Origin of the sequence: Moraxella nasicaprae (genome assembly GCF_025643275.1) — a bacterium.
GTDB lineage: Bacteria > Pseudomonadota > Gammaproteobacteria > Pseudomonadales > Moraxellaceae > Moraxella > Moraxella nasicaprae.
In genome coordinates this window covers 161,234-183,662 of sequence record NZ_CP089977.1, presented here as the reverse complement: position 1 = coordinate 183,662, position 22,429 = coordinate 161,234, and the positions used below count along the sequence as shown (strand labels likewise).

Sequence of the window (22,429 nt, the reverse complement as noted above, 5' to 3'; positions counted from 1 at the left end):
AGATGAGTTTTTTAAAGTCTGATTTTGTTGATGGTGTTTGGTGGTGTCAGCTCATTTATAAGATGAGCTGATTGTTTTTATTAAAAAATCTTTTTAGAATAAGCAAGCTGATGATGGTGCAGGATAAGGCACTGCCTGTGCAAATAAAAAACATCGTAATGATTTGATAGCGTACCGCCTGAGAGGGGTCTGCTCCTGCCAAAATCTGCCCTGTCATCATACCGGGTAAGCTAACCAAGCCGACCACCATCATCGAATTGATGGTGGGCATCATGCCGTGATTGATGGCTTTGACAATGATGTGGTGGCAAGCCTCAAAGGGCGTGGCAGATAGAGCGAGCATCATGCGAATGCTGGTTGATTGTTGGTATAAATCATCAATCATCTGGCTGCTGGTCAAGGAAACTGCGGTCAAAGAATTTCCCAAAATCAGACCTGCAATGGGAATGATGTATTGTGGCGAATACCAAGGCTTGATATTTAAAATCAATAACATGGCGGCAAAGACCACCAGCATGGTCGCCATCGCCAAAGATAGCACGGTGTCCAAAAATAGCCCACGATAGGGCTTTTTGATGCGTTTACTGACAGCGTGCGAGGCAATGAGTGTCATCACACTCAAAATACTCAGCACTTGTATTGATGATTCTTGGGCAAATACCCACGCCAAAATCAAGCCAACAAAACTCAGCTGGACAATGGTACGAATGCTGGCGATGACGATGGATTTGCCCAGATTGAGGTGTAATTTCCAAGAAATCAGCAGGGCAACGCCAACCAGCAAGCTGGCAAAAATAATATCCAAACCATCAAGCATCATCACAACATCTCCGTGTGTAGCATCTGATTGAGCATTTGCCATTTTTTGTTGTAGGCATCATGAGTTTGATGATGGTCAATCCACACATAAGCACGAGGGCAATCAATGGTACTGGCATCAACCCATGTATTAAGCAGAGCGGTGATGTGGGCGGCAGTATTGACATCTAAGGCAGCGGTGGGTTCATCTAGCAATAAGACACACGGGTTAAGCTGTAAAGTGCGTAGCAAATGCACCAGCTGTCGCTCGCCCCCTGAAAGCTGTGCAATGGGAGCGGTCAAAAAATCTGCCGATTTATTTAATTTTGATAAAATATCTGTATGAAATTTTTGGTCAAATTGGCGTTGACTGTGATAAGAAAATCTAAATGGCAGTTGTAAATTATCCAAAACAGTACCATCAACCATCTGAGGATTTTGGGTCAAATAAGCCAGACGGTGTCGCCACACACTAGGCGTTAGTTGTTCTGGTGTTTTCCCTTGATGATATAGCGTGCCAGTATGCTGACCAATCTGTCCGCCAAGCAATTGTAATAATAGCGATTTGCCCGCACCTGACTGCCCTGTCAAAAGAATCTTATCGCCAGCCATAATCTGAGCGGTGGCGTGCTTAATGAGGGTTTTGCCATGACTGACCATGCTTAAACCATCGAATGACACCAGTACCATCAATCACAATCCTAAGCTAGCATTTTGGCGATAAAGGAGCTGGGCAAACGGCACGGCGTGATTTGTTTGCCGTCATTACGCACGCAGGCTAGTGTGATGATGCCTGTGGTGGCTGCTTTGTCCTGATTGGGGCGATGAATGCTTTGGTGTAAAATTAAACTGGCGGGCTTGATGATGACCTCATCAATGCGAACAGACAGTTCGTCATCAACCAATAAGGGTGTTCGATATTTTAGATTGGCTTCACTGACGACAAAATGAACCGCACCCGATAAACCGTGTTTGGCTTGCGATGTGTCATCAAGGTTAAAAAAATAACCATCAAATCCTAGCGTGGTTAGCCAATCTCTTCGGCAATTTTCAAAAAAAGTCAGATGATTGGCGTGATAAACAATACCGCCAGCGTCGGTGTGATTGATATAGACTTTGTAAATTTTTTCAAAGATTGCCATGATTTTTTCCAAAAGATGGTCAGATGATACTCATTCTAATTGGCACAACCTGATTTTTCAATCATTTTATGCACAAAATGCCACAAAGACGCTTTTGGCGTATCTTGATTATCGCTGGTAATCTTGTTATAGTTGGTTTATTTTGGAATGAATATTTATGGCGACTTTTGTTAGTTTTAATATCAATGGGCTGCGTGCCAGACCGCATCAGCTAGAAGCGGTCAAACAAATATTAGATGCTGATGTCATTGGTCTGCAAGAAACCAAAGTGCATGACGAGGCTTTTCCTGTGCAGATGGTGCAAGATTTGGGCTATCATGTGGAGTTTTTTGGGCAAAAATCCCATTACGGGGTGGCGTTGGTTTCTAAGATGGCACCAATTTTTGTGCAAAAGGGCTTTCCTTTTGGCGATGAAGATGCCCAAAGACGCTTAATTCATGCTCGATATGTGATTGATGGGCAGGAGATTGATGTCATCAATGGCTATTTTCCGCAGGGCGAAAACAGAAGTCATGAGACTAAATTTCCGATGAAGCAGGCATTTTATGCTGACCTAAATCGTTATATTACGACACTTCATCAGGAAAATCGCACGCTGATTGTGATGGGCGACATGAATATTTCGCCAGAGGATTGCGATGTGGGGATTGGCGAGGTCAATGCCAAACGCTGGCTATCCAAAGGTGTGTGTTCATTCTTGCCAGAAGAGCGAGAGTGGTATCAAGCATTGTTGGCAACAGGGCTGGTTGATACTTATCGTCATCTGCACGGGCAGCGTGATGATGAATTTAGCTGGTTTGACTACCGTTCTCGTGGTTTTGAAGATGAACCAAAACGAGGTCTTCGTATCGACCACATTTTATGCAGCCCAAAGTTGGCGGATTTATGCCAGTCAGCAGGCATTAGCTATCAGATTCGTGCGATGGAAAAACCATCTGACCATGCACCGATTTGGGCGAGTTTTCAGCTGGCATAGGTGTTGATTGATTGGTAAAGCCGAACCGTTTCTAAGATAAGCGGTTCGGCTTTTATCATTTGATGGCGGTGTTTGAGGGCGTTAGTTTGATGGTTTTTGGAAACAAGTTATCCAATTTTCCGATAAATTGTACAAAAATCCTGCTTGCAAAGTCGGGCGTATCGGATTAGTATAAAGGACTGTATTTTCTCACAAAAAAGGAATTGTTAATGTCAAAAGTTTATGAAAATGCGACAGTTGCCCTAGCGGACATTGTGGCGGACAATCAAACCATTGCGGTGGGCGGTTTTGGCTTGTGCGGTATTCCAGAAGCCTTGATTGATGCCTTGCGTGATAGTGGCGTGAAGGGTTTGACTTGTATTAGTAACAATGCAGGCGTGGACGATTTTGGGCTTGGACTGCTATTACAAACTCGCCAAGTCAAAAAAATGATTGCCTCTTATGTGGGCGAAAACAAAGAATTTGAACGCCAGTTTTTATCAGGCGAGCTGGAAGTGGAGCTGACCCCACAAGGCACGCTGGCGGAAAAACTTCGTGCTGGCGGTGCTGGTATTCCTGCCTTTTTTACCAAAACAGGCGTTGGCACAAAGGTTGCCGAAGGCAAAGAAGTGCGTGAATTTGACGGCGTAGAATATTTGATGGAGCGGTCTTTGACGGCTGATGTCTCGCTGGTTAAGGCGTACAAGGCGGATAAGGCAGGCAATTTGATTTTTAACAAAACCGCCAGAAACTTTAACCCAGATGTGGCAACGGCTGGCAAAATTTGCGTGGTGGAAGTAGAAGAGCTTGTGGAGATTGGCGAGCTTGACCCTGATAACATTCATTTGTCAGGGATTTATGTACACCGTATTGTGGTCAATAAAAACCCACAAAAACGCATTGAACAAAGAACGATTAAGGGGGCATAAAATGGCGTGGACAAGAGAACAAATGGCACAAAGAGCCGCCAAAGAACTACAAGATGGTTATTATGTCAATTTGGGCATTGGCTTGCCGACTTTGGTTGCCAATTATATTCCTGATGGGGTGAGCGTCATGCTCCAATCCGAAAATGGGCTACTTGGCATTGGCGAGTTTCCCACAGAAGAGACCATTGACCCAGACTTGATTAACGCAGGCAAGCAGACCGTAACCGCCCAAAAGGGAGCAAGCTTTTTTAGCTCATCGCAGTCGTTTGCGATGATTCGTGGTGGTAAGGTGAATTTGGCGATTTTGGGGGCGATGGAAGTGTCTGAATTTGGCGACCTTGCCAACTGGATGATTCCAAACAAAATGGTCAAAGGAATGGGCGGTGCGATGGATTTGGTGGCAGGCGTGCAAAGGGTCATTGTGCTGATGGAACACACCGCCAAAGATGGTAGCTTTAAAATCAAGCCAGAATGCGATTTGCCTTTAACAGGCAAAAAAGTGGTACATCGGATTATCACAGACTTGTGTGTGCTAGATGTTACCAAAGATGGGCTAAAACTTGTAGAACTTGCCGATGGGGTAAGTTTTGAGGAAGTGCAGGGCAAGACTGGCGTGAGCATTATTCAATAAATGATATTTTACCGCTTAAATATTTTTAGGCGGTTACTTCTTTTGGTTTTTTCTTGGAATGACGATGAAAAAGATTGCATTGAGTGTTTTGACGCTTTCGGTATTGACTGCTTGCCACAGCACGCAGCCGCTAAATACAACAAAACCCAACCAAAAAACGGCACAGGAAAACATAATGACAACACCAAAAACTCAGACTGCCACCATTGCCAACCAAACAGACCCTCATCTTTGGCTTGAAGAAGTAACAGGCGAAAAACAGCTGGCGTGGGTTAAAGCTCACAATGATAAAGCCGACCAAGCCCTTGCCACAACACCAAGATTTAGGGATATTGAACAAAGCATTTTAAAAATCCTAAACTCCAACGAAAAAATCCCTTATGTTGGCAAACGAGGCGAGTTTTATTACAACTTTTGGACAGATGATAAGCACAAACACGGCATTTGGCGTAGAACGACTTTGGCAGAATTTAAAAAGCCCAATCCAAAATGGGAGGTTTTGCTTGACCTTGATGAATTAAACGCTAAAGAAGGCGAAAACTGGGTTTGGCACGGTGCCGACTGCCTAGAAAGCGATTATAACAAATGTATCATTTCCTTGTCTCGTGGCGGTGCGGACGCTGATGTCAGCCGTGAATTTGACTTAACCACAAAATCCTTTGTCAAAGAAGGCTTTTATCGTCCAGAAGCCAAAGGTGGTACCAGCTGGATTGATGAGAATTTGCTGTATTTGACCAATGCCAGCGAACACGAACAAACCAACTCAGGCTATGCCAATACCGTCAAACTTTGGAAGCGAGGCACGCCCATTGAGTCTGCTAAGACCATCTACACCGCCAACAAAAGCCATACTGCGGTCAGTGCAGGTTTTGATGAGACAACAGGGCTTGGCTATGTCGTTGATGCCATTGATTTTTATAATACCAAACTATTTATCCACAATCCAAAAACAAACACCTTGGACGAAGTCAAAGACTTGCCACTTTTGATGGATAAGGGCGTTTACAAAGAATTTTTGACCCTATCGCCAAAAGAAGATTGGACAATAGGGGGCAAAACTTATAAGGCAGGCTCTTATTTGGTAGCAAACCTAAACGATTGGCAAAATGGCAAACAAAACATCACCGTGCTGTTTGAGCCAACCGATAGCACTTCTTTGGAGAATGTGTCTTGGACAAAAAACTATGTGGTGCTTAATGTTTTGGACGATGTCAAAAGTGTACTCAAAGTCTTATCCATCAAGGATTTTTCGTCTGTGGCTGTCAAGGGCTTACCCCAAAATGGCAAACTTGATGTGTCGGCGGTGGACGATAAGACTTCCGATGAGCTTTGGCTGACGGTGAGTGGTTTTACCACACCTGTGAGTTTACATTTGTTTGATGTTAAAAACAGCACCTTAACCAAATTAAAATCCACACCCAGTTTCTTTAAAGAAGAGGATTTTGTGGTGGAACAGCACTTTGCCACAAGCCTTGATGGCACCAAAGTGCCTTACTTTTTGGTACACCATAAGGATATGAAAAAAGATGGCGACAATCCAACACTGCTGTATGGCTATGGTGGTTTTGAAGTATCTTTAACGCCCAGTTATTCAGGCGGTGTGGGCAATGCGTGGCTGTCTAAGACGACCAAAAACGGTAAACACGGCGTTTATGTGCTTGCCAATATTCGTGGTGGCGGCGAGTACGGTCCAGCTTGGCATCAAGCCGCCTTAAAGGATAAACGCCATAAGGCTTATGAAGATTTTTCTGCTGTCGCCAAAGATTTGATTGCCAAAAACATCACCAGCCCAAAACGCTTGGGCGTGCAAGGTGGTTCTAATGGTGGGCTTTTGACGGGCAATATGCTGACCCAGTACCCTGATTTGTTTGGGGCGGTGGTCATTCAAGTGCCACTGCTTGATATGAGCCGTTATCACAAGCTTTTGGCTGGGGCATCGTGGGTGGCAGAATATGGCGACCCTGATAAGGCGGACGAGTGGGCGTATATTAAGAGCTTTTCGCCTTATCATTTGTTTGATGATAAAAAAGCCTATCCGCCCGTGCTTTTGACCACCTCCACCAGAGATGACAGGGTGCACCCTGCCCACGCCAGAAAGATGATGGCAAAACTAAGCGAAGCTGGCAAAGTCGCCTACTATTATGAAAATATTGAAGGCGGACACGGTGGGGCTGCCAACAACGAACAAAGAGCCTATATGTCGGCACTTGCCTATGAGTTTTTGTGGCAAACGCTTGGGCAGTAATGATGATAAAAACACCGTTTAGCAAGCCTGAGCGGTGTTTAGTAATTGATAATATGATTGGATAGACTTAACTAAGGAAGATTGATGATGAATGATATTGTGATTGTATCTGCCACTCGCACGCCTATTGGCTCGTTTTTGGGGTCATTGGCAAGCGTATCCGCCCCCAAACTTGGGGCGGCAGTGATTGAGCGATTATTGAGCGATACAGGCATTGCTGCCGATGCGATCAGTGAAGTGATTATGGGTAATGTGCTAACCACAGGCGTGGGGCAAAACCCCGCTCGTCAAGCCGCCATCTTTGCAGGATTACCCCACAAAACCCCTGCCACCACCGTCAATGTCGTGTGTGGTTCTGGATTAAAAGCGGTGCAAATGGGCGTGCAAGCCATCAAAGCAGGGGACGCCAAGATTGTCATTGCAGGCGGTCAAGAATCAATGTCGCAAAGCCCTCATTTTATCCATATCCGAGATGGTCAAAAAATGGGCAATACCGCTTTGACCGATTCAATGGTGGCAGACGGCTTGACCGATGTTTATAATGGCTATCATATGGGTATTACTGCCGAAAATGTCGCTGAAAAATTGGGGATTGACCGCACCAGTCAAGATGAATTTGCCCTAAATTCACAAATCAAGGCAACCAATGCCCAAAATGGCGGTAAATTTACCAGCCAAATCACACCAGTTGCCGTGCCGCAGCGAAAGGGCGAGCCTGTTTTGGTGGACAAAGATGAATATATTAAGCCAAATACCACAAGCGAGGCACTTGCCAAACTTAAACCTGCCTTTAAAAAAGATGGCACGGTAACCGCTGGCAATGCCTCGGGGCTAAATGACGGAGCGGCGGCGGTGATGCTAATGAGTGGTGAGACTGCCAAAGAGCTTGGACTGACCCCACTTGTCAAGGTGGTGGCGTATAGCGTCTTTGGCATTGACCCTGCTGTGATGGGGCTTGGACCTGTGGGGGCGGTAGAGAAGGTGCTGGATAAGGCAGGCTGGTCGCTAGATGAGGTGGATTTGATTGAGGCGAATGAAGCCTTTGCTGCACAGGCATTGGGTGTTGCCAAAGAGCTTGGACTTGATGACAACAAGGTCAATGTCAATGGCGGTGCGATTGCCTTAGGACACCCCATTGGTGCCTCTGGCTGCCGCATTTTGGTAACGCTAATCCATGAGCTTATCGCAAGTGGTAAACAAAAAGGCATTGCCACGCTTTGCGTTGGTGGTGGAATGGGACTTGCGATGGCGGTAGAGCGAGTATAATCAACAAAAAACCCCAATTTGAATACTGTCAAATTGGGGTTTATTGTTTCTGATTGGTTTGTGGTGGCAATATGATGTCAGATGCCAAAGATGAAGCAGTCAATCAAGAAATGGTATCAGATGACAAGATGTCTATGCCAAAGGAAGATTGGGAGGGGTGTGATGAAAATGGTTGGTTGGAATTTTAATATATTTACAAGAAATCGCCGAGAATAAAAGTACAAAAAATGTCAAAAATGATAAATGCAATTGCTCTACTTTTGCTAATTATTAATTTTTACTATATGATAAGTTTTGGCATCGTTGGATTTTTTTTGTATATTTAAAATTATTTTTTGAAAAAATAGATAAAGTCAGGCAATTAAATATAACTTAATCTACTTTCATATATCGGTATATTTTCTAGTATTTTTTTTATTTTTTGTTTATTTGATGATAAAGTCTCTTTCTTTGCTTATGCAACCAGATTTAGAAATATACAAGATGCTTTTTATGGAGTGTCATTTATTATGCTTTGGTTTATACCAGCAATTTTTTATTGCTAAGAAATGATATAATCAATAGCAAATTTATATAAAATTTTCTCTACTTTGGTATGGTGCAATCATGATTTGTTTGGCTTTTCATGTATATGGTGCAATGTTATATTTTTAAATTACTTTCAAAAAAAATTAAAAATAAGTTCACAAATAGCTGTTCATCTCACAATCTTAGAGGAAAAGAGAAACATGAGTGTCAAAAATAAAATGCTTGTTATCGCACCTTTTTTGATAAGCATGGCTGTATCAATTGAGTTAGATAGAAAATATTATTTTGATATTTATGAATTTTTTATGTTTTTATTTATTTCTTTGATGGTTTTTGTGGATGTTTATGACTATGTTAATGGTAGGGATTTTTGGTCATTTGGAAATAAGCTAAAATCAAATGATAGCAAGCTATCAAGATTTTATTGGTTTTTTCTAATGGTTATAGTATATCTAGGCAGTATTTTTTATTTTTTATTTAAGGTTTAGCTTGCTAATGCTATTGCCAAAGCGTTTGAGGGCAAAGCCCAAAAGATTGAACAAAAACCAAGACTCTTCGATGGCATCACCTCCGTCTTGTACACCCCTAACACAAATGGCATCATAGACGATACAGCAAGGGTATCAATCTTACAGATTGCCCATCAGGTTGGGTTATTTTTAAAGAAAACAAAGCCAAAAAATCAGCAAGAAAAAAGACATCATCACAAGTTTACATCAAAATCACTACCCATGTTAGATTAGAATAGACGGTGTAGAGGGGTGAGCTTTGCCATGATTTTCTTGAATTTCTAGATTTGTATAAGATTGGAAACTTTTGCTTATATATTAAACATATTTGATATGCTTGTATTGCAAATGATGATATACTACAATAACAATATTTTTGTAACAAAGTTAAACCAGCAATCCAACCACCAAAGGTCAGTCTAAGATGAACAAAATCTACCGTGTTATCTACAACCACGCCACGCAAACTTGGACAGCAGTATCGGAACTGGCAAAAGGACGCACCAAAATTAAATCAGAAAGAACAGGGCGTACTTCTATACAAAGAACCGTGCTATCGCTAAGCATTCTTGCGTCATTATCCATGAGTCATACGGTCTATGGGGCAACGGTTCTCAATAATGGCACGCTAAGCCGACCTAGCACCAACCCTGGGGCGATTGAGATTTCGGATAATGGGACAAGCTCGCAGCGAGTATTGATTGGCTCTGAGATTAAGACAGGTGGTATTGTTGCTGAATCTGGTGATGCCAACCAGCATCAACTGGTGGCGATTGGTAATAACATCAATGTGCAAGGACGAGGTGCTGTTGCCATCGGTGGTGATGATGCAGGCAGTGCTCGTGGACTGGGTATGATTGCAGGCATTAACTTTCAAGACGCCGCTACTGAGTCTGGCAATTTTAATAGTGCTGGTTATCGATCATTGACGGTCTATGGTCAAGGGGCGGTTGGTATTGGTACTTTTGCGATATCTAATGGTAAGGGAGCGACAGCTGTCGGTCTAGGCTCAACCGCCAGCGTGGAAGGTTCGACTGCGGTTGGGACGCTATCTTTTGCAACTGGTTCTGGCTCAACTGCATTCGGTCTGGCGGCTCGTTCGGCAGGTTCAAATACGCTGGCGGTCGGTTCTGGTGCAAGGGCAGAACTGGCAGGTTCGGTGGCGTTGGGTGCAGGTTCCGTTACCAGTCAAGGTGTGGAGGTAACGGCGGCAGGTCAGCAGTATAATATTAATGGACAAACCTATGACTCAACCACAAAGAGCAACTTTGATGTCAGTAATGTCGTTTCGGTCGGTAATGAAACAGTCAAACGCCAAATCCAAAATGTCGCACCCGGTCAAATCACTGCTACTTCGACAGATGCTATCAATGGTGCTCAGCTGTACGACATCACCAAAGGCGTGCAGACCATCATCAATAATCATGTCCAAAATATCAACCAAAGTATCAATAATAGCGGTTTTAATCTAAAAAATAACAACACGCAAGTCAAAGAGATCAACAAAGACGACAGCCTAAATTTCAATAACGGTACGCACACCACCGCTACTGTGTCAGCCGCTGGCGATGTGCAAATCAATGTTAATACCCAAAATATCAATGTGCGTAATGGCGTGCCAAGCACGACAGGCACGGTAGGTTTGACGACTGCTCAGACGGTGGTTGATGCCATTAAAAATTCTGGCTTTAATCTACAAGCCAATGGGCTAGAAGGTTCGATTGTCAAGCCGGGCGATGTGGTCAACTTTGTCGATGGTAATAATGTGCAGATTGAAAAAAGTGGCAATACCATTACCATCAATGCAGAAAAAAGCATTGTAACCACAACAAGTGATTTGACCGTAACACCAACGGTGGACAATGGGTCGGATACGACCACTTATCAGGTGGGACTAAGCGATGCGACAAAAAATCAAATCGCACAGGGTGTTGCCGCCAAAAATGCAGTGGATAATACGGGTTTGACTTTTGCTGGCAATACCGGCACGAGCAATGTCCGTAAATTGGGCGATGCGGTGGACATCAAGGGAGCGGATAGCAATATTCAGACGACAGGCAGCGGTAATGGCGTGTCGATTGCACTCAATCGAACGCTGAATTTGGATAAGGCGACTTTTGGCAATGTCGTTATTGACAAAGATAGTGGCATCAACGCTGGCAATAAACGCATTCAGGGCGTAGCCAATGCCACCGCTGGCACAGACGCGGTCAATCTATCACAGCTCAACGCCAGCAAAGTGGATATCGTCCAAGGGGCGAATATCAGTTCTATCACCAAGAATGCCACGCCAAACGGCACAACTTACACCATTAACGCCAAAGACACCTCGGCAAGCGTCTCTAATGCGACAGGCTCGCCAGTTACCGTAACCAAAGGCATAGAGGCTAATGGCGTAACGGATTTTGTTGTGGACTTAACCACGCAAGCTAAAACAAGCCTAGCCAAAGCCGACACCGCCTTACAAAATGTGAACGGCAAAGACGGCATCACCGCAACCAAACAGGACGATACCGTAACCGTTGGCTTGGACGATAACACCAAAGCCAATCTAACCAAAGCCAATACCGCCGTACAAGATGTCAAAGGTCAAGGCGGTATCACCGCAACCAAAGGCAATGACAACATTGTTACGGTTGATTTGGATAATGCCACCAAAGCCAACTTAACCAAAGCTGACACAGCGGTACAAACCATTGTTAATAAAGTCAATGGACAAGCGGTCAATACTCTAAATAAAACTGCCAATGAACAAAACTTCATCACAGGCGACAACATTGAGCTGACCAATGAAAACGGTGCAATCAAAGTCGCCACCAAACAAAATGTCAGCTTTACTGATGTTAAAACCAACACCTTAACCACCACAGGCACAGCAACCATTGGTGGCATGCTAAATGCCAATGGCGGTTTAACTGTTGCTGGCGGTCAAACCGTCAATATGGGTAACAATGTCATCACGAATGTAGCCAGCGGTGGCGATACAGGCACCAATGCTGCGAACATTGATGATGTGAAACGCTTGGCAGCAGTTGCCGACACCACCGCCTCAACCAGCGGTACGAACGGCATTGAAATCGTCAAAACCACCGTCAATGGCAAAACCACCGATTATCAAGTGGGCTTGACCAAAGCCATTCGAGATGAGATTGCCAAAGGTCAAGAGGCTTTGGATGCGTTCAGCCAAGGCATGTATGCTTTTGACGGCGATAGCAGTACAACGACAGGTCTCATGCCAGCGGGTAGTAATATCACTTTCACGGGCGGTAGCAACATCATCACAACAGCGACAGCAGATACTGGCATCGAGATTGCCCTAGAACCGAATATCGTGGTGGATAATGTTACTGTCGGCACGGTAAAAATCAGCCAAGAAAACGGTATCAACGCTGGTGATAAAGTGATTACAGGTGTGAAAAATGCCACCCAGGGCGATCAAGCGGTCAATCTATCACAGCTTAACGCCACCAAAGTCAGCGTGGTGGGCGGTGCAAACATCACCTCGGTTGATGCCCAAGTAACCGACAACGGCACCACTTATACCATCAATGCCAAAGATACTTCGGCAACAGTCAGCACCGCTAATGATAAAGCGTTAAAAGTAACGGCTGGCACACCAAGCAACGGCATTACTGATTTTGCCTTGGATTTAGGCGATGAGACGAAGGCGAGCTTGAAAAAAGCCGATACAGCCGTTCAAGAAGTTACAGGCACAAACGGCATTACCGCCAGCAAAACAGCGACTGGCTACAATGTAACATTGGACGACAATGCCCAAGCCAACTTAACTAAAGCTAATACTGCCGTTCAAGAAATCAAAACTTCTGTCAATGGTCAAGAAGTCAAAACCCTAAACCAAACCAACAACACCCAAAACTTCATTGATGGCGATAACATTGTCATCAGCAATGACAGTGGTAGTATTAAAGTTGCTACGGCTAAGCAAGTGAACTTTGACACAGTAACCGTTGGTACAGCAAGCATTGATAAAGACACAGGCATCAACGCAGGCAATCAAACCATCAAAGGTGTTGCCAATGCCACCACCAATGATGAAGCAGTCAATCTTGCCCAGCTAAAAGCCCAATCGGTCACACTAAAAGCAGGTCAAAATGTCAATTCAGTCAATGAAGTAAAAACCGCTGATGGCATTACTTACACCATTGATGCCAAAGACACGACTGTCTCTGCCGTTCAAGGCTCGCCAGTTACGGTAAGCAAAGGTGCGGAGACTAATGGCGTAACAGATTATGCGGTGGATTTGACCGAACAAGCCAAAGCAAGCCTAGCCAAGGCAGACAGTGCTGTACAAGAAATCCAAACCCAAATTGACGGTAAAGCAGTCAAAACCCTAAACCAAACCAACAACACCCAAAACTTCATCACAGGCGACAACATTGAGCTGACCAATGAAAACGGTGCAATCAAAGTCGCCACCAAACAAAATGTCAGCTTTACTGATGTTAAAACCAACACCTTAACCACCACAGGCACAGCAACCATTGGTGGCATGCTAAATGCCAATGGCGGTTTAACTGTTGCTGGCGGTCAAACCGTCAATATGGGTAACAATGTCATCACGAATGTAGCCAGCGGTGGCGATACAGGCACCAATGCTGCGAACATTGATGATGTGAAACGCTTGGCAGCAGTTGCCGACACCACCGCCTCAACCAGCGGTACGAACGGCATTGAAATCGTCAAAACCACCGTCAATGGCAAAACAACTGACTACCAAGTTGGTCTAACCCAAGCAACCCGTGATGATATTGCTAAGGGTGTGCAAGCCAATACTGACATCAATACCAAAGGCTTAACCTTCACAGGCGATACAGGCAGTACCAACACCAAAAAATTAGGCGACACCCTTGCCATCACAGGCGATGATAACATCATCACCACCGCCAGTGAACAAGGTGTGGCAATCAGTCTAAATCGCAATTTGACTGCCGACAGCCTAAGCATTGGCAACGTGTTGATTAACAATGCTGGCATCAACGCAGGCAACCAAACCATCAAAGGCGTCGCCAACGCCACCACCAATGATGAAGCAGTTAATCTATCTCAACTAAAAGCCAATACCACCAACATCGTGGCAGGCAGTAACATCACTTCTATCAATAAAACCCAAACTGCTGATGGTACAACCTATACCATCAATGCCAAAGACACATCAGCAACAGTTTCAACAGCATCAAATGCCTTGACTGTCAAAGCTGGCGAACAAGCCAATGGCGTAACTGACTATGTGATTGATTTGTCAGATGAAACCAAAGCCAGCCTAACTAAGGCTAACACAGGCGTACAAACAGTCAATGGCAAAGACGGCATCACCACAACCAAACAAGGCGATACAGTCACGGTAGGCTTGGACGAAGCCTCCAAAGCCAGCCTAGCCAAAGCTGATACAGCCGTACAAGTCGTGAATGGCAACAATGGCATTACCGCCACTAAGACTGACAATGGTTATGATGTTGAGTTAGATGAAACCACCAAAGCCAATCTAACCAAAGCAAACACCGCCATTCAAGAAATCAAAACTTCTGTCAATGGTCAAGAAGTCAAAACTCTAAACCAAACCGACAACACCCAAAACTTCATTGATGGCGATAACATCAGCATCACTAACGACAATGGCAATATCAAAGTCGCCACCAAACAAAATGTCAGCTTTACTGATGTTAAAACTGACACCCTAAGCACCACAGGCGATGTGAGTGTGGGTGGTAAATTAGCCGCAAACGGTGGTTTGGAAGTAGCAAGCGGTCAAGTTGTCAGCTTGGGCAATAACCGAGTGCAAGGCGTGGCAGATGGCGTGGCAGATGGTGATGCGGTTAATGTGGGGCAGTTGAATAACACTAAGACTCAATTAACCAATTTGGGTTTGGATTTTACTGGTAATACAGGACAGGCTCATCGCAATCTTGGTGACCAACTTGCCATCACGGGAGAGGCAATCACGGCGGGCAATTATAGCGGTGCCAATATCAAAACCATCGCTACCGATGCAGGTATTGCCATTGAATTTGCCGAAAACCCAGTATTTAAAGATATCACAGCAACCAGCATTCAAACAGGCGATAATCTGCTCAATGCTCAGGGTTTAACCATCGGCAAAACAAGCATCACCAATGATGCTGGCATCAACGCAGGCAACCAAACCATCAAAGGTGTCACCAATGCCACCAGTGACAATGAAGCGGTAAACCTAAGCCAACTCAAAGCAAACACCACCACAGTTGTTGCTGGTGAAAACATCAATTCGATAGAGAAGATTGCTGATGCTGATGGCATTACTTACACCATCAACGCCAAAGATACGACTGTATCTGCAACATCAACACATCTGGTTGTCAATAAAGGCGAGGAGAATAAAGGCATTACTGATTATGCCATTGATTTATCCCAAGAGACCAAAGATAGCCTAAATAAGGCTGATAATTCTTTGCAGGAAATTGAAACCCAGCTTGATGGTCAATCTGTTAAAACGCTCAACAAAAACGACAATATCGCCAATTTTGTGACAGGCGATAATATGCAATTAACCGCCGAAAATGGAGCAATTAAAGTTGCTACCAAAAAAGAGGTTAGTTTTGACAAAGTGGATACAACCACTTTATCAGCAAAAGATGCCAGCATTAAGAATGTGCAGGCGGATGATATTGTTTCAGTCAATTTATCAGCACGCACGGCAACAATCAATAATCTAACCAGTATGCAAATTGCGACTGGCGACATTAAGGCGGCAACAGGGAATATTACAACCTTAACTGCTAATACCATTAATGCTAATACAATTCGTGCTAAATCTGGTGATTTTATTACACTGTCGGCAGATAATGCACAGTTTGATACATTGCAAGTAAATCAAAAAGCCAACATCGGTGGTATGCTAAATGCCAATGGCGGTTTAACCGTTGCAACTGGTCAGACGGTTAATATGGGAGGCAACCGTATTCAGGGTGTCGCCAACGCCACCAACGCCACCGATGCGGTCAATCTATCACAGCTTAACGCCACCAAAGTCAGCGTGGTGGGCGGTGCAAACATCACCTCGGTTGATGCCCAAGTAACCGACAACGGCACCACTTATACCATCAATGCCAAAGATACTTCGGCAACAGTCAGCACCGCTAATGATAAAGCGTTAAAAGTAACGGCTGGCACACCAAGCAACGGCATTACTGATTTTGCCTTGGATTTAGGCGATGAGACGAAGGCGAGCTTGAAAAAAGCCGATACAGCCGTTCAAGAAGTTACAGGCACAAACGGCATTACCGCCAGCAAAACAGCGACTGGCTACAATGTAACATTGGACGACAATGCCCAAGCCAACTTAACTAAAGCTAATACTGCCGTTCAAGAAATCAAAACTTCTGTCAATGGTCAAGAAGTCAAAACCCTAAACCAAACCAACAACACCCAAAACTTCATTGATGGCGATAACATTGTCATCAGCAATGACAGTGGTAGTATTAAAGTTGCTACGGCTAAGCAAGTGAACTTTGACACAGTAACCGTTGGTACAGCAAGCATTGATAAAGACACAGGCATCAACGCAGGCAATCAAACCATCAAAGGTGTTGCCAATGCCACCACCAATGATGAAGCAGTCAATCTTGCCCAGCTAAAAGCCCAATCGGTCACACTAAAAGCAGGTCAAAATGTCAATTCAGTCAATGAAGTAAAAACCGCTGATGGCATTACTTACACCATTGATGCCAAAGACACGACTGTCTCTGCCGTTCAAGGCTCGCCAGTTACGGTAAGCAAAGGTGCGGAGACTAATGGCGTAACAGATTATGCGGTGGATTTGACCGAACAAGCCAAAGCAAGCCTAGCCAAGGCAGACAGTGCTGTACAAGAAATCCAAACCCAAATTGACGGTAAAGCAGTCAAAACCCTAAACCAAACCAACAACACCCAAAACTTCATCACAGGCGACAACATTGAGCTGACCAATGAAAACGGTGCAATCAAAGTCGCCACCAAACAAAATGTCAGCTTTACTGATGTTAAAACCAACACCTTAACCACCACAGGCACAGCAACCATTGGTGGCATGCTAAATGCCAATGGCGGTTTAACTGTTGCTGGCGGTCAAACCGTCAATATGGGTAACAATGTCATCACGAATGTAGCCAGCGGTGGCGATACAGGCACCAATGCTGCGAACATTGATGATGTGAAACGCTTGGCAGCAGTTGCCGACACCACCGCCTCAACCAGCGGTACGAACGGCATTGAAATCGTCAAAACCACCGTCAATGGCAAAACAACTGACTACCAAGTTGGTCTAACCCAAGCAACCCGTGATGATATTGCTAAGGGTGTGCAAGCCAATACTGACATCAATACCAAAGGCTTAACCTTCACAGGCGATACAGGCAGTACCAACACCAAAAAATTAGGCGACACCCTTGCCATCACAGGCGATGATAACATCATCACCACCGCCAGTGAACAAGGTGTGGCAATCAGTCTAAATCGCAATTTGACTGCCGACAGCCTAAGCATTGGCAACGTGTTGATTAACAATGCTGGCATCAACGCAGGCAACCAAACCATCAAAGGCGTCGCCAACGCCACCACCAATGATGAAGCAGTTAATCTATCTCAACTAAAAGCCAATACCACCAACATCGTGGCAGGCAGTAACATCACTTCTATCAATAAAACCCAAACTGCTGATGGTACAACCTATACCATCAATGCCAAAGACACATCAGCAACAGTTTCAACAGCATCAAATGCCTTGACTGTCAAAGCTGGCGAACAAGCCAATGGCGTAACTGACTATGTGATTGATTTGTCAGATGAAACCAAAGCCAGCCTAACTAAGGCTAACACAGGCGTACAAACAGTCAATGGCAAAGACGGCATCACCACAACCAAACAAGGCGATACAGTCACGGTAGGCTTGGACGAAGCCTCCAAAGCCAGCCTAGCCAAAGCTGATACAGCCGTACAAGTCGTGAATGGCAACAATGGCATTACCGCCACTAAGACTGACAATGGTTATGATGTTGAGTTAGATGAAACCACCAAAGCCAATCTAACCAAAGCAAACACCGCCATTCAAGAAATCAAAACTTCTGTCAATGGTCAAGAAGTCAAAACTCTAAACCAAACCGACAACACCCAAAACTTCATTGATGGCGATAACATCAGCATCACTAACGACAATGGCAATATCAAAGTCGCCACCAAACAAAATGTCAGCTTTACTGATGTTAAAACTGACACCCTAAGCACCACAGGCGATGTGAGTGTGGGTGGTAAATTAGCCGCAAACGGTGGTTTGGAAGTAGCAAGCGGTCAAGTTGTCAGCTTGGGCAATAACCGAGTGCAAGGCGTGGCAGATGGCGTGGCAGATGGTGATGCGGTTAATGTGGCACAGCTAAATAATGCAACCAAAGCCCTAAATGACAATCTCAACACAGCCGTTAGCAATGCTGGTTGGACGGTCAAAGCCAATGGCGATGATGGTCAAAAAGTTGCCAATAATGGCAAAGTGAATTTCGTGCAGGGCAACAATATTATCATTGAACGCTCTGGCACAGACATCACGGTCAAAACAACGGACAATCCAGATTTCAAACAAGTCACTGCTCAGAGTGTTGAGGCAACGACAGTCAATGCCACCACTGTAACAGCGACAACATTGAACGCCACGACAGTGAACACAGACGCCATCAATGCCAAATCGGTGCAAGCTGACACCATCAAAACCACAGGCGATGTGAGTGTGGGCGGTCAGCTTAATGCCACAGGTGCAATCCACGCCAATGGCGGTATCACGGTTGCAGCAGGTCAGCCTATCAATATGGGCAATAATGTTGTCAATGGTGTTGCCCCAGCTGAAATCTCGGCAAGCAGTACGCAGGCGGTCAATGGTGCTCAGATTTATGAATTGCAACAAGGCATCAATCGCTCCATTACCTCCATCAATGAACGCTTGTATGATGTGGAGCAGTCTGCTTATGCAGGCACAGCCAGTGCCATTGCCACAGGTTTATTGCCACAAGCGTTCAATCCAGGCGAAAGTTTGGGTGGCGTGGCAATCGGTACTTATAAAGGCACTTCGGCGGTTTCTGTGGGCTACTCGCAAATCTCTGATAATGGTAAATACATTTTCAAATTTGCAGGTGGTGCAACCTCCACAGGTGATTATTCTGGCGGTGCTGCCTTTGGTGTCAAATTCCGCTAACAACCAAACCCTCTTGTGTATCACAAGGGGGTTTTATTTTATTATCTTGGCATAATTTTGCTTAATTTGGCAGGGTTTTGTGCTAAAATAGAAATAGTATGACAAATGCGTTGCTTGATGAGACTACCAGCTTGGTGTTCAAATCAAGACTGTTTGCCAATGTGATTTGGTCAAAGCGGTCGGTTTGATGATTTGACCGTCATCTCATGCACAAAACGCATTTGGCGTGATAAACACACAACATGAACAATGGAGCATAAAATGACTAAAAAAACGCCACATGTACTTGTGATTATGGACGGTGTTGGACATCGTGATGACAATAAGGATAATGCCGTTGCCCAAGCCAATACCCCCAATTTGGATAAATTTCTTGCCACTTGCCCAAATGGACTGATTTCCACTTCTGGGCTTGATGTGGGATTGCCTGAGGGTCAATTTGGCAATTCAGAAGTGGGGCATATGAATTTGGGGGCAGGTCGTATTTTGTACCAAGATTCCACCAAAATTAGCAAAGAGATTGCCGATGGCGATTTTTTTGCCAATCCTGTATTGGTTAAAGCGGTCAAAGACACCATTGCCAATGAAGGGGCGGTACAGGTCATTGGTTTGTTGTCCGATGGGGGCGTGCATTCACACCAAGACCATATCTATGCCACTTGCCGACTGGCGTTGGCACAAGGGGCAAGCCAAGTGTTTGTACACGCTTTTTTGGACGGACGAGACACCGCCCCCAAATCTGCCGACACTTATTTGGCAAAATTACAAAATGAGCTTGATGCCCTAAACCAAGCCTTTGATGGCGAGGTTAAACTTGCCAGTGTGGTGGGGCGATTTTTTGCGATGGACAGAGACAATCGCTGGGAGCGAGTACAAGAAGCCTATGATTTATTGACCATTGCCAAAGCAGTGCGAGAATGCGAAACAGGCAATCAAGCGATTTTGTCAGCTTATGACAATGGCGAAACGGACGAGTTTGTTGCCCCCACAATAATTGATGAAAATGGGGTTATTTGTGATAACGATGGTGTAATTTTTGTGAATTTTCGCTCCGACCGTGCCAGAGAGCTGTCCAATGCCTTTGTGGAGCCAGAATTTGCAGGCTTTGAGCGTAAAAGTGTGCCAGAGTTATCCGCCTTTGTATGTATGACCAAATATTCTGCTCCTTTGGCAAACAACCCAAAAGTGAGTATCGCCTATTTGCCCAATGATTTAAAAAATACCTTAGGCGAATACCTATCCAATCAAGGCAAAACCCAGCTTCGCATTGCTGAAACCGAAAAGTATCCCCATGTGAGCTTCTTTTTTAGTGGTGGGCGAGAGGAGTTGTATCAAGGCGAAGAACGCATTTTGGTCAATAGCCCCAAAGTCAAGACCTATGACGAAAAGCCACAGATGAGTGCCTTTGAAGTTACTGATAAGGTGGTAGAGGCGATTTTGTCAGGCAAATTTGATACCGTGATTTTAAACTACGCCAATGGCGATATGGTAGGACATACAGGCTCATTGACCGCCTCCATCAAGGCGGTTGAGACCGTAGATACCTGCGTGGGCAGGGTGGCAGAGGCTGTCAAAGCGATGGGTGGGCATTTGCTCATTACCGCCGACCACGGCAACTGCGAGCAGATGTTTGACTATGAAACAGGACAAGTTCATACCCAACACACCACCTATCTTGTACCGTTTATTTATGTGGGCGATAAGTCGGTCAAGGTACGAGACGGTGGGCGGTTGTGTGATGTCGCTCCTACCATATTGGACTTGATGGGGCTTGACAAACCTAATGAGATGACAGGCGAGAGTTTGCTGTCTGACAAGGTCTGAGTAATGAGTAAAAACACCAAACAATCTCGTCTGATGTTGGCGATGGTAACTGTGCTGGCGATGACAGCCGCCAATGTTTCTTATGCCCAAACTCCTAAAACATTGACCAAAATCGGTCAATTCTTAGGCTTTGGCGATAAGTCGGATCAGGTTGAGACAGTACCTGCTCAATCAGATGATGTGCCACAGACCGTGCCTGACGATGGGTCGCTTGATGTGCTAGGCACGCAGCCCAATCATTTGCAAGGAATTGATGGCGTGCATTTGGGCAAAGTGCCACTACAAACCATCGCACCAAACACGCTAAAATCTTTTGTGCAGGCGGTGGATTTGATGCGTCGTGAGTACATTTATGAGGTTGATGACGAAACGCTATTTGCCCACGCCATCAATGGTATGCTAAGCAAGACGGATAAAAATGCCGAATTTCTCAATGCCTCAGCACTTGCCAATCTACAATCATTTACCGATGGCAATGTGGCAGGGGTGGGTATAAAGGCAACTTGGCAAGCCAAAGACAATCACTGGGTGGTGAGCGAAGTGGCGGTTGGCTCGCCAGCTGCTTTGGCTAATATTGCTTTGGGCGATTATTTGCACCAAATTGGCGAGATTAAACTCAACGCTTCTCATAGCGAAAATGACATCGCACAGTTGCTTGGCGGTATTGCTGGCACAAGCGTTGATGTGAGTTTTTCAAGGGCAGGGCGTTCCAAGCAAACCGTGACTTTATCCAGAAGCTTGCTTGAAAAAAGTAGCGTGGAAGTCCTGACCCAAAACGGTGTTGCCATCATCAAATTACCCGTATTTCAAAACAACACCCGCCAACAAATTTTGGACAGCATCGCTCATATAGGCACACCCGTACAAGGCATTGTCCTAGATTTGCGAAATAACCCAGGTGGGGTGCTAGAATCTGCGGTTGATGTGGCATCGCTATTCATGCGAAAGCAGGTGGTGACGCAGGTCGCCAATCGTCATGGTGTGGAGCGAGTGCTAGAAACACAAGGTTCTGCATTATTTGATGTTGTGCCAACCATCGTGCTACAAAATCGTTATTCAGCGTCTGCTGCTGAGGTATTGGCAAGTGCTTTACAATCACAGCATCGTGCGTTAATCGTTGGCGAGACCAGCTATGGTAAAGGGTCCATTCAATCCGTCATTCCGATTGGCAATAATCAAGCAGTCAAATTAACAACCGCTCATTATCTGACACCCAAAGGAGCAAAAATTGACGGTGTGGGTGTTGTGCCTGATGTGCATTTTGAGACGGTTTCGGTTGGCGATGGTGAGGACTGGCTACAACTGACGCTCAATCTTATGGAGCAGGGTAAGCTGACCAACAGTGAGGCGGTGGAGTTTTCTCCTGTGGGTGGATTTTAATTTCCACCCTTC

Annotated in this window: 12 protein-coding genes; 9 read left to right on the top strand and 3 right to left on the bottom strand. The window is 45.0% G+C overall.

What is annotated here, in order from left to right; translation table 11 throughout:
- Positions 1-55 precede the first annotated feature (55 nt).
- The 3 genes from LU297_RS00770 to LU297_RS00760 are packed head-to-tail and all read right to left on the bottom strand — an operon-like array spanning position 56 to position 1,940.
- Positions 56-862 (bottom strand): ABC transporter permease, encoded by an 807-nt coding sequence (locus LU297_RS00770; protein WP_263076521.1) that lies wholly within the window; start codon positions 860-862, stop codon positions 56-58.
- Positions 820-1,488 (bottom strand): ABC transporter ATP-binding protein, encoded by a 669-nt coding sequence (locus tag LU297_RS00765; protein WP_263076520.1) that lies wholly within the window; start codon positions 1,486-1,488, stop codon positions 820-822. The genes LU297_RS00770 and LU297_RS00765 overlap by 43 nt, the downstream gene beginning before the upstream one ends.
- 11 nt (positions 1,489-1,499) lie before the next feature.
- Positions 1,500-1,940 carry a thioesterase family protein gene (locus LU297_RS00760; RefSeq protein WP_263076519.1) on the bottom strand — a complete coding sequence of 147 codons (441 nt, stop codon included), beginning with the start codon at positions 1,938-1,940 and terminating at the stop codon, positions 1,500-1,502.
- Positions 1,941-2,097: 157 nt separating this feature from the next.
- Here LU297_RS00760 and xthA point away from each other — a divergent pair, with 157 nt between their 5' ends.
- The 9 genes from xthA to LU297_RS00715 all read left to right on the top strand — a co-directional run bounded on the left by xthA (position 2,098) and on the right by LU297_RS00715 (position 22,417).
- On the top strand, positions 2,098-2,916 hold the full coding sequence (gene xthA / locus LU297_RS00755; RefSeq protein ID WP_263076518.1) for an exodeoxyribonuclease III: 819 nt from the start codon (positions 2,098-2,100) through the stop codon (positions 2,914-2,916).
- Between the two features lie 209 nt (positions 2,917-3,125).
- Positions 3,126-3,824, top strand: a complete 699-nt coding sequence (locus LU297_RS00750) for a CoA transferase subunit A (RefSeq protein WP_263076517.1) — start codon at positions 3,126-3,128, stop codon at positions 3,822-3,824.
- A gap of 1 nt (position 3,825) precedes the next feature.
- The gene (locus LU297_RS00745) at positions 3,826-4,455 is read left to right on the top strand and encodes a 3-oxoacid CoA-transferase subunit B (RefSeq protein WP_263076516.1); all 630 of its coding nucleotides are present in this window, start codon (positions 3,826-3,828) and stop codon (positions 4,453-4,455) included.
- A 64-nt stretch (positions 4,456-4,519) separates the two neighbouring features.
- Positions 4,520-6,700, top strand: coding sequence for a prolyl oligopeptidase family serine peptidase (locus LU297_RS00740; RefSeq protein ID WP_263076515.1), 2,181 nt, complete (start codon positions 4,520-4,522; stop codon positions 6,698-6,700).
- A gap of 87 nt (positions 6,701-6,787) precedes the next feature.
- Positions 6,788-7,966, top strand: coding sequence for an acetyl-CoA C-acetyltransferase (locus LU297_RS00735; RefSeq protein WP_263077296.1), 1,179 nt, complete (start codon positions 6,788-6,790; stop codon positions 7,964-7,966).
- Positions 7,967-8,694: 728 nt separating this feature from the next.
- On the top strand, positions 8,695-8,982 hold the full coding sequence (locus tag LU297_RS00730; protein WP_263076514.1) for a hypothetical protein: 288 nt from the start codon (positions 8,695-8,697) through the stop codon (positions 8,980-8,982).
- Positions 8,983-9,427: 445 nt separating this feature from the next.
- Positions 9,428-19,213 (top strand): ESPR-type extended signal peptide-containing protein, encoded by a 9,786-nt coding sequence (locus tag LU297_RS00725; RefSeq protein ID WP_263076513.1) that lies wholly within the window; start codon positions 9,428-9,430, stop codon positions 19,211-19,213.
- 261 nt (positions 19,214-19,474) lie between these two features.
- Entirely contained in the window at positions 19,475-21,037 is a 1,563-nt protein-coding gene (gene gpmI / locus LU297_RS00720; protein ID WP_263076512.1) for a 2,3-bisphosphoglycerate-independent phosphoglycerate mutase, read from the top strand.
- Positions 21,038-21,040: 3 nt separating this feature from the next.
- Positions 21,041-22,417 (top strand): S41 family peptidase, encoded by a 1,377-nt coding sequence (locus LU297_RS00715; RefSeq protein ID WP_263076511.1) that lies wholly within the window; start codon positions 21,041-21,043, stop codon positions 22,415-22,417.
- Positions 22,418-22,429 lie beyond the last annotated feature (12 nt).

Excerpts from the sequence above, each read along its gene's own strand:
- LU297_RS00770 (WP_263076521.1), bottom strand. The coding sequence starts at position 862 with ATGGCAAATGCTCAATCAGATGCTACACACGGAGATGTTGTGATGATG.
- LU297_RS00765 (WP_263076520.1), bottom strand. The coding sequence starts at position 1,488 with ATGGTACTGGTGTCATTCGATGGTTTAAGCATGGTCAGTCATGGCAAA.
- LU297_RS00760 (WP_263076519.1), bottom strand. The coding sequence starts at position 1,940 with ATGGCAATCTTTGAAAAAATTTACAAAGTCTATATCAATCACACCGAC.
- xthA (WP_263076518.1), top strand. The coding sequence starts at position 2,098 with ATGGCGACTTTTGTTAGTTTTAATATCAATGGGCTGCGTGCCAGACCG.
- LU297_RS00750 (WP_263076517.1), top strand. The coding sequence starts at position 3,126 with ATGTCAAAAGTTTATGAAAATGCGACAGTTGCCCTAGCGGACATTGTG.
- LU297_RS00745 (WP_263076516.1), top strand. The coding sequence starts at position 3,826 with ATGGCGTGGACAAGAGAACAAATGGCACAAAGAGCCGCCAAAGAACTA.
- LU297_RS00740 (WP_263076515.1), top strand. The coding sequence starts at position 4,520 with ATGAAAAAGATTGCATTGAGTGTTTTGACGCTTTCGGTATTGACTGCT.
- LU297_RS00735 (WP_263077296.1), top strand. The coding sequence starts at position 6,788 with ATGAATGATATTGTGATTGTATCTGCCACTCGCACGCCTATTGGCTCG.
- LU297_RS00730 (WP_263076514.1), top strand. The coding sequence starts at position 8,695 with ATGAGTGTCAAAAATAAAATGCTTGTTATCGCACCTTTTTTGATAAGC.
- LU297_RS00725 (WP_263076513.1), top strand. The coding sequence starts at position 9,428 with ATGAACAAAATCTACCGTGTTATCTACAACCACGCCACGCAAACTTGG.
- gpmI (WP_263076512.1), top strand. The coding sequence starts at position 19,475 with ATGACTAAAAAAACGCCACATGTACTTGTGATTATGGACGGTGTTGGA.
- LU297_RS00715 (WP_263076511.1), top strand. The coding sequence starts at position 21,041 with ATGAGTAAAAACACCAAACAATCTCGTCTGATGTTGGCGATGGTAACT.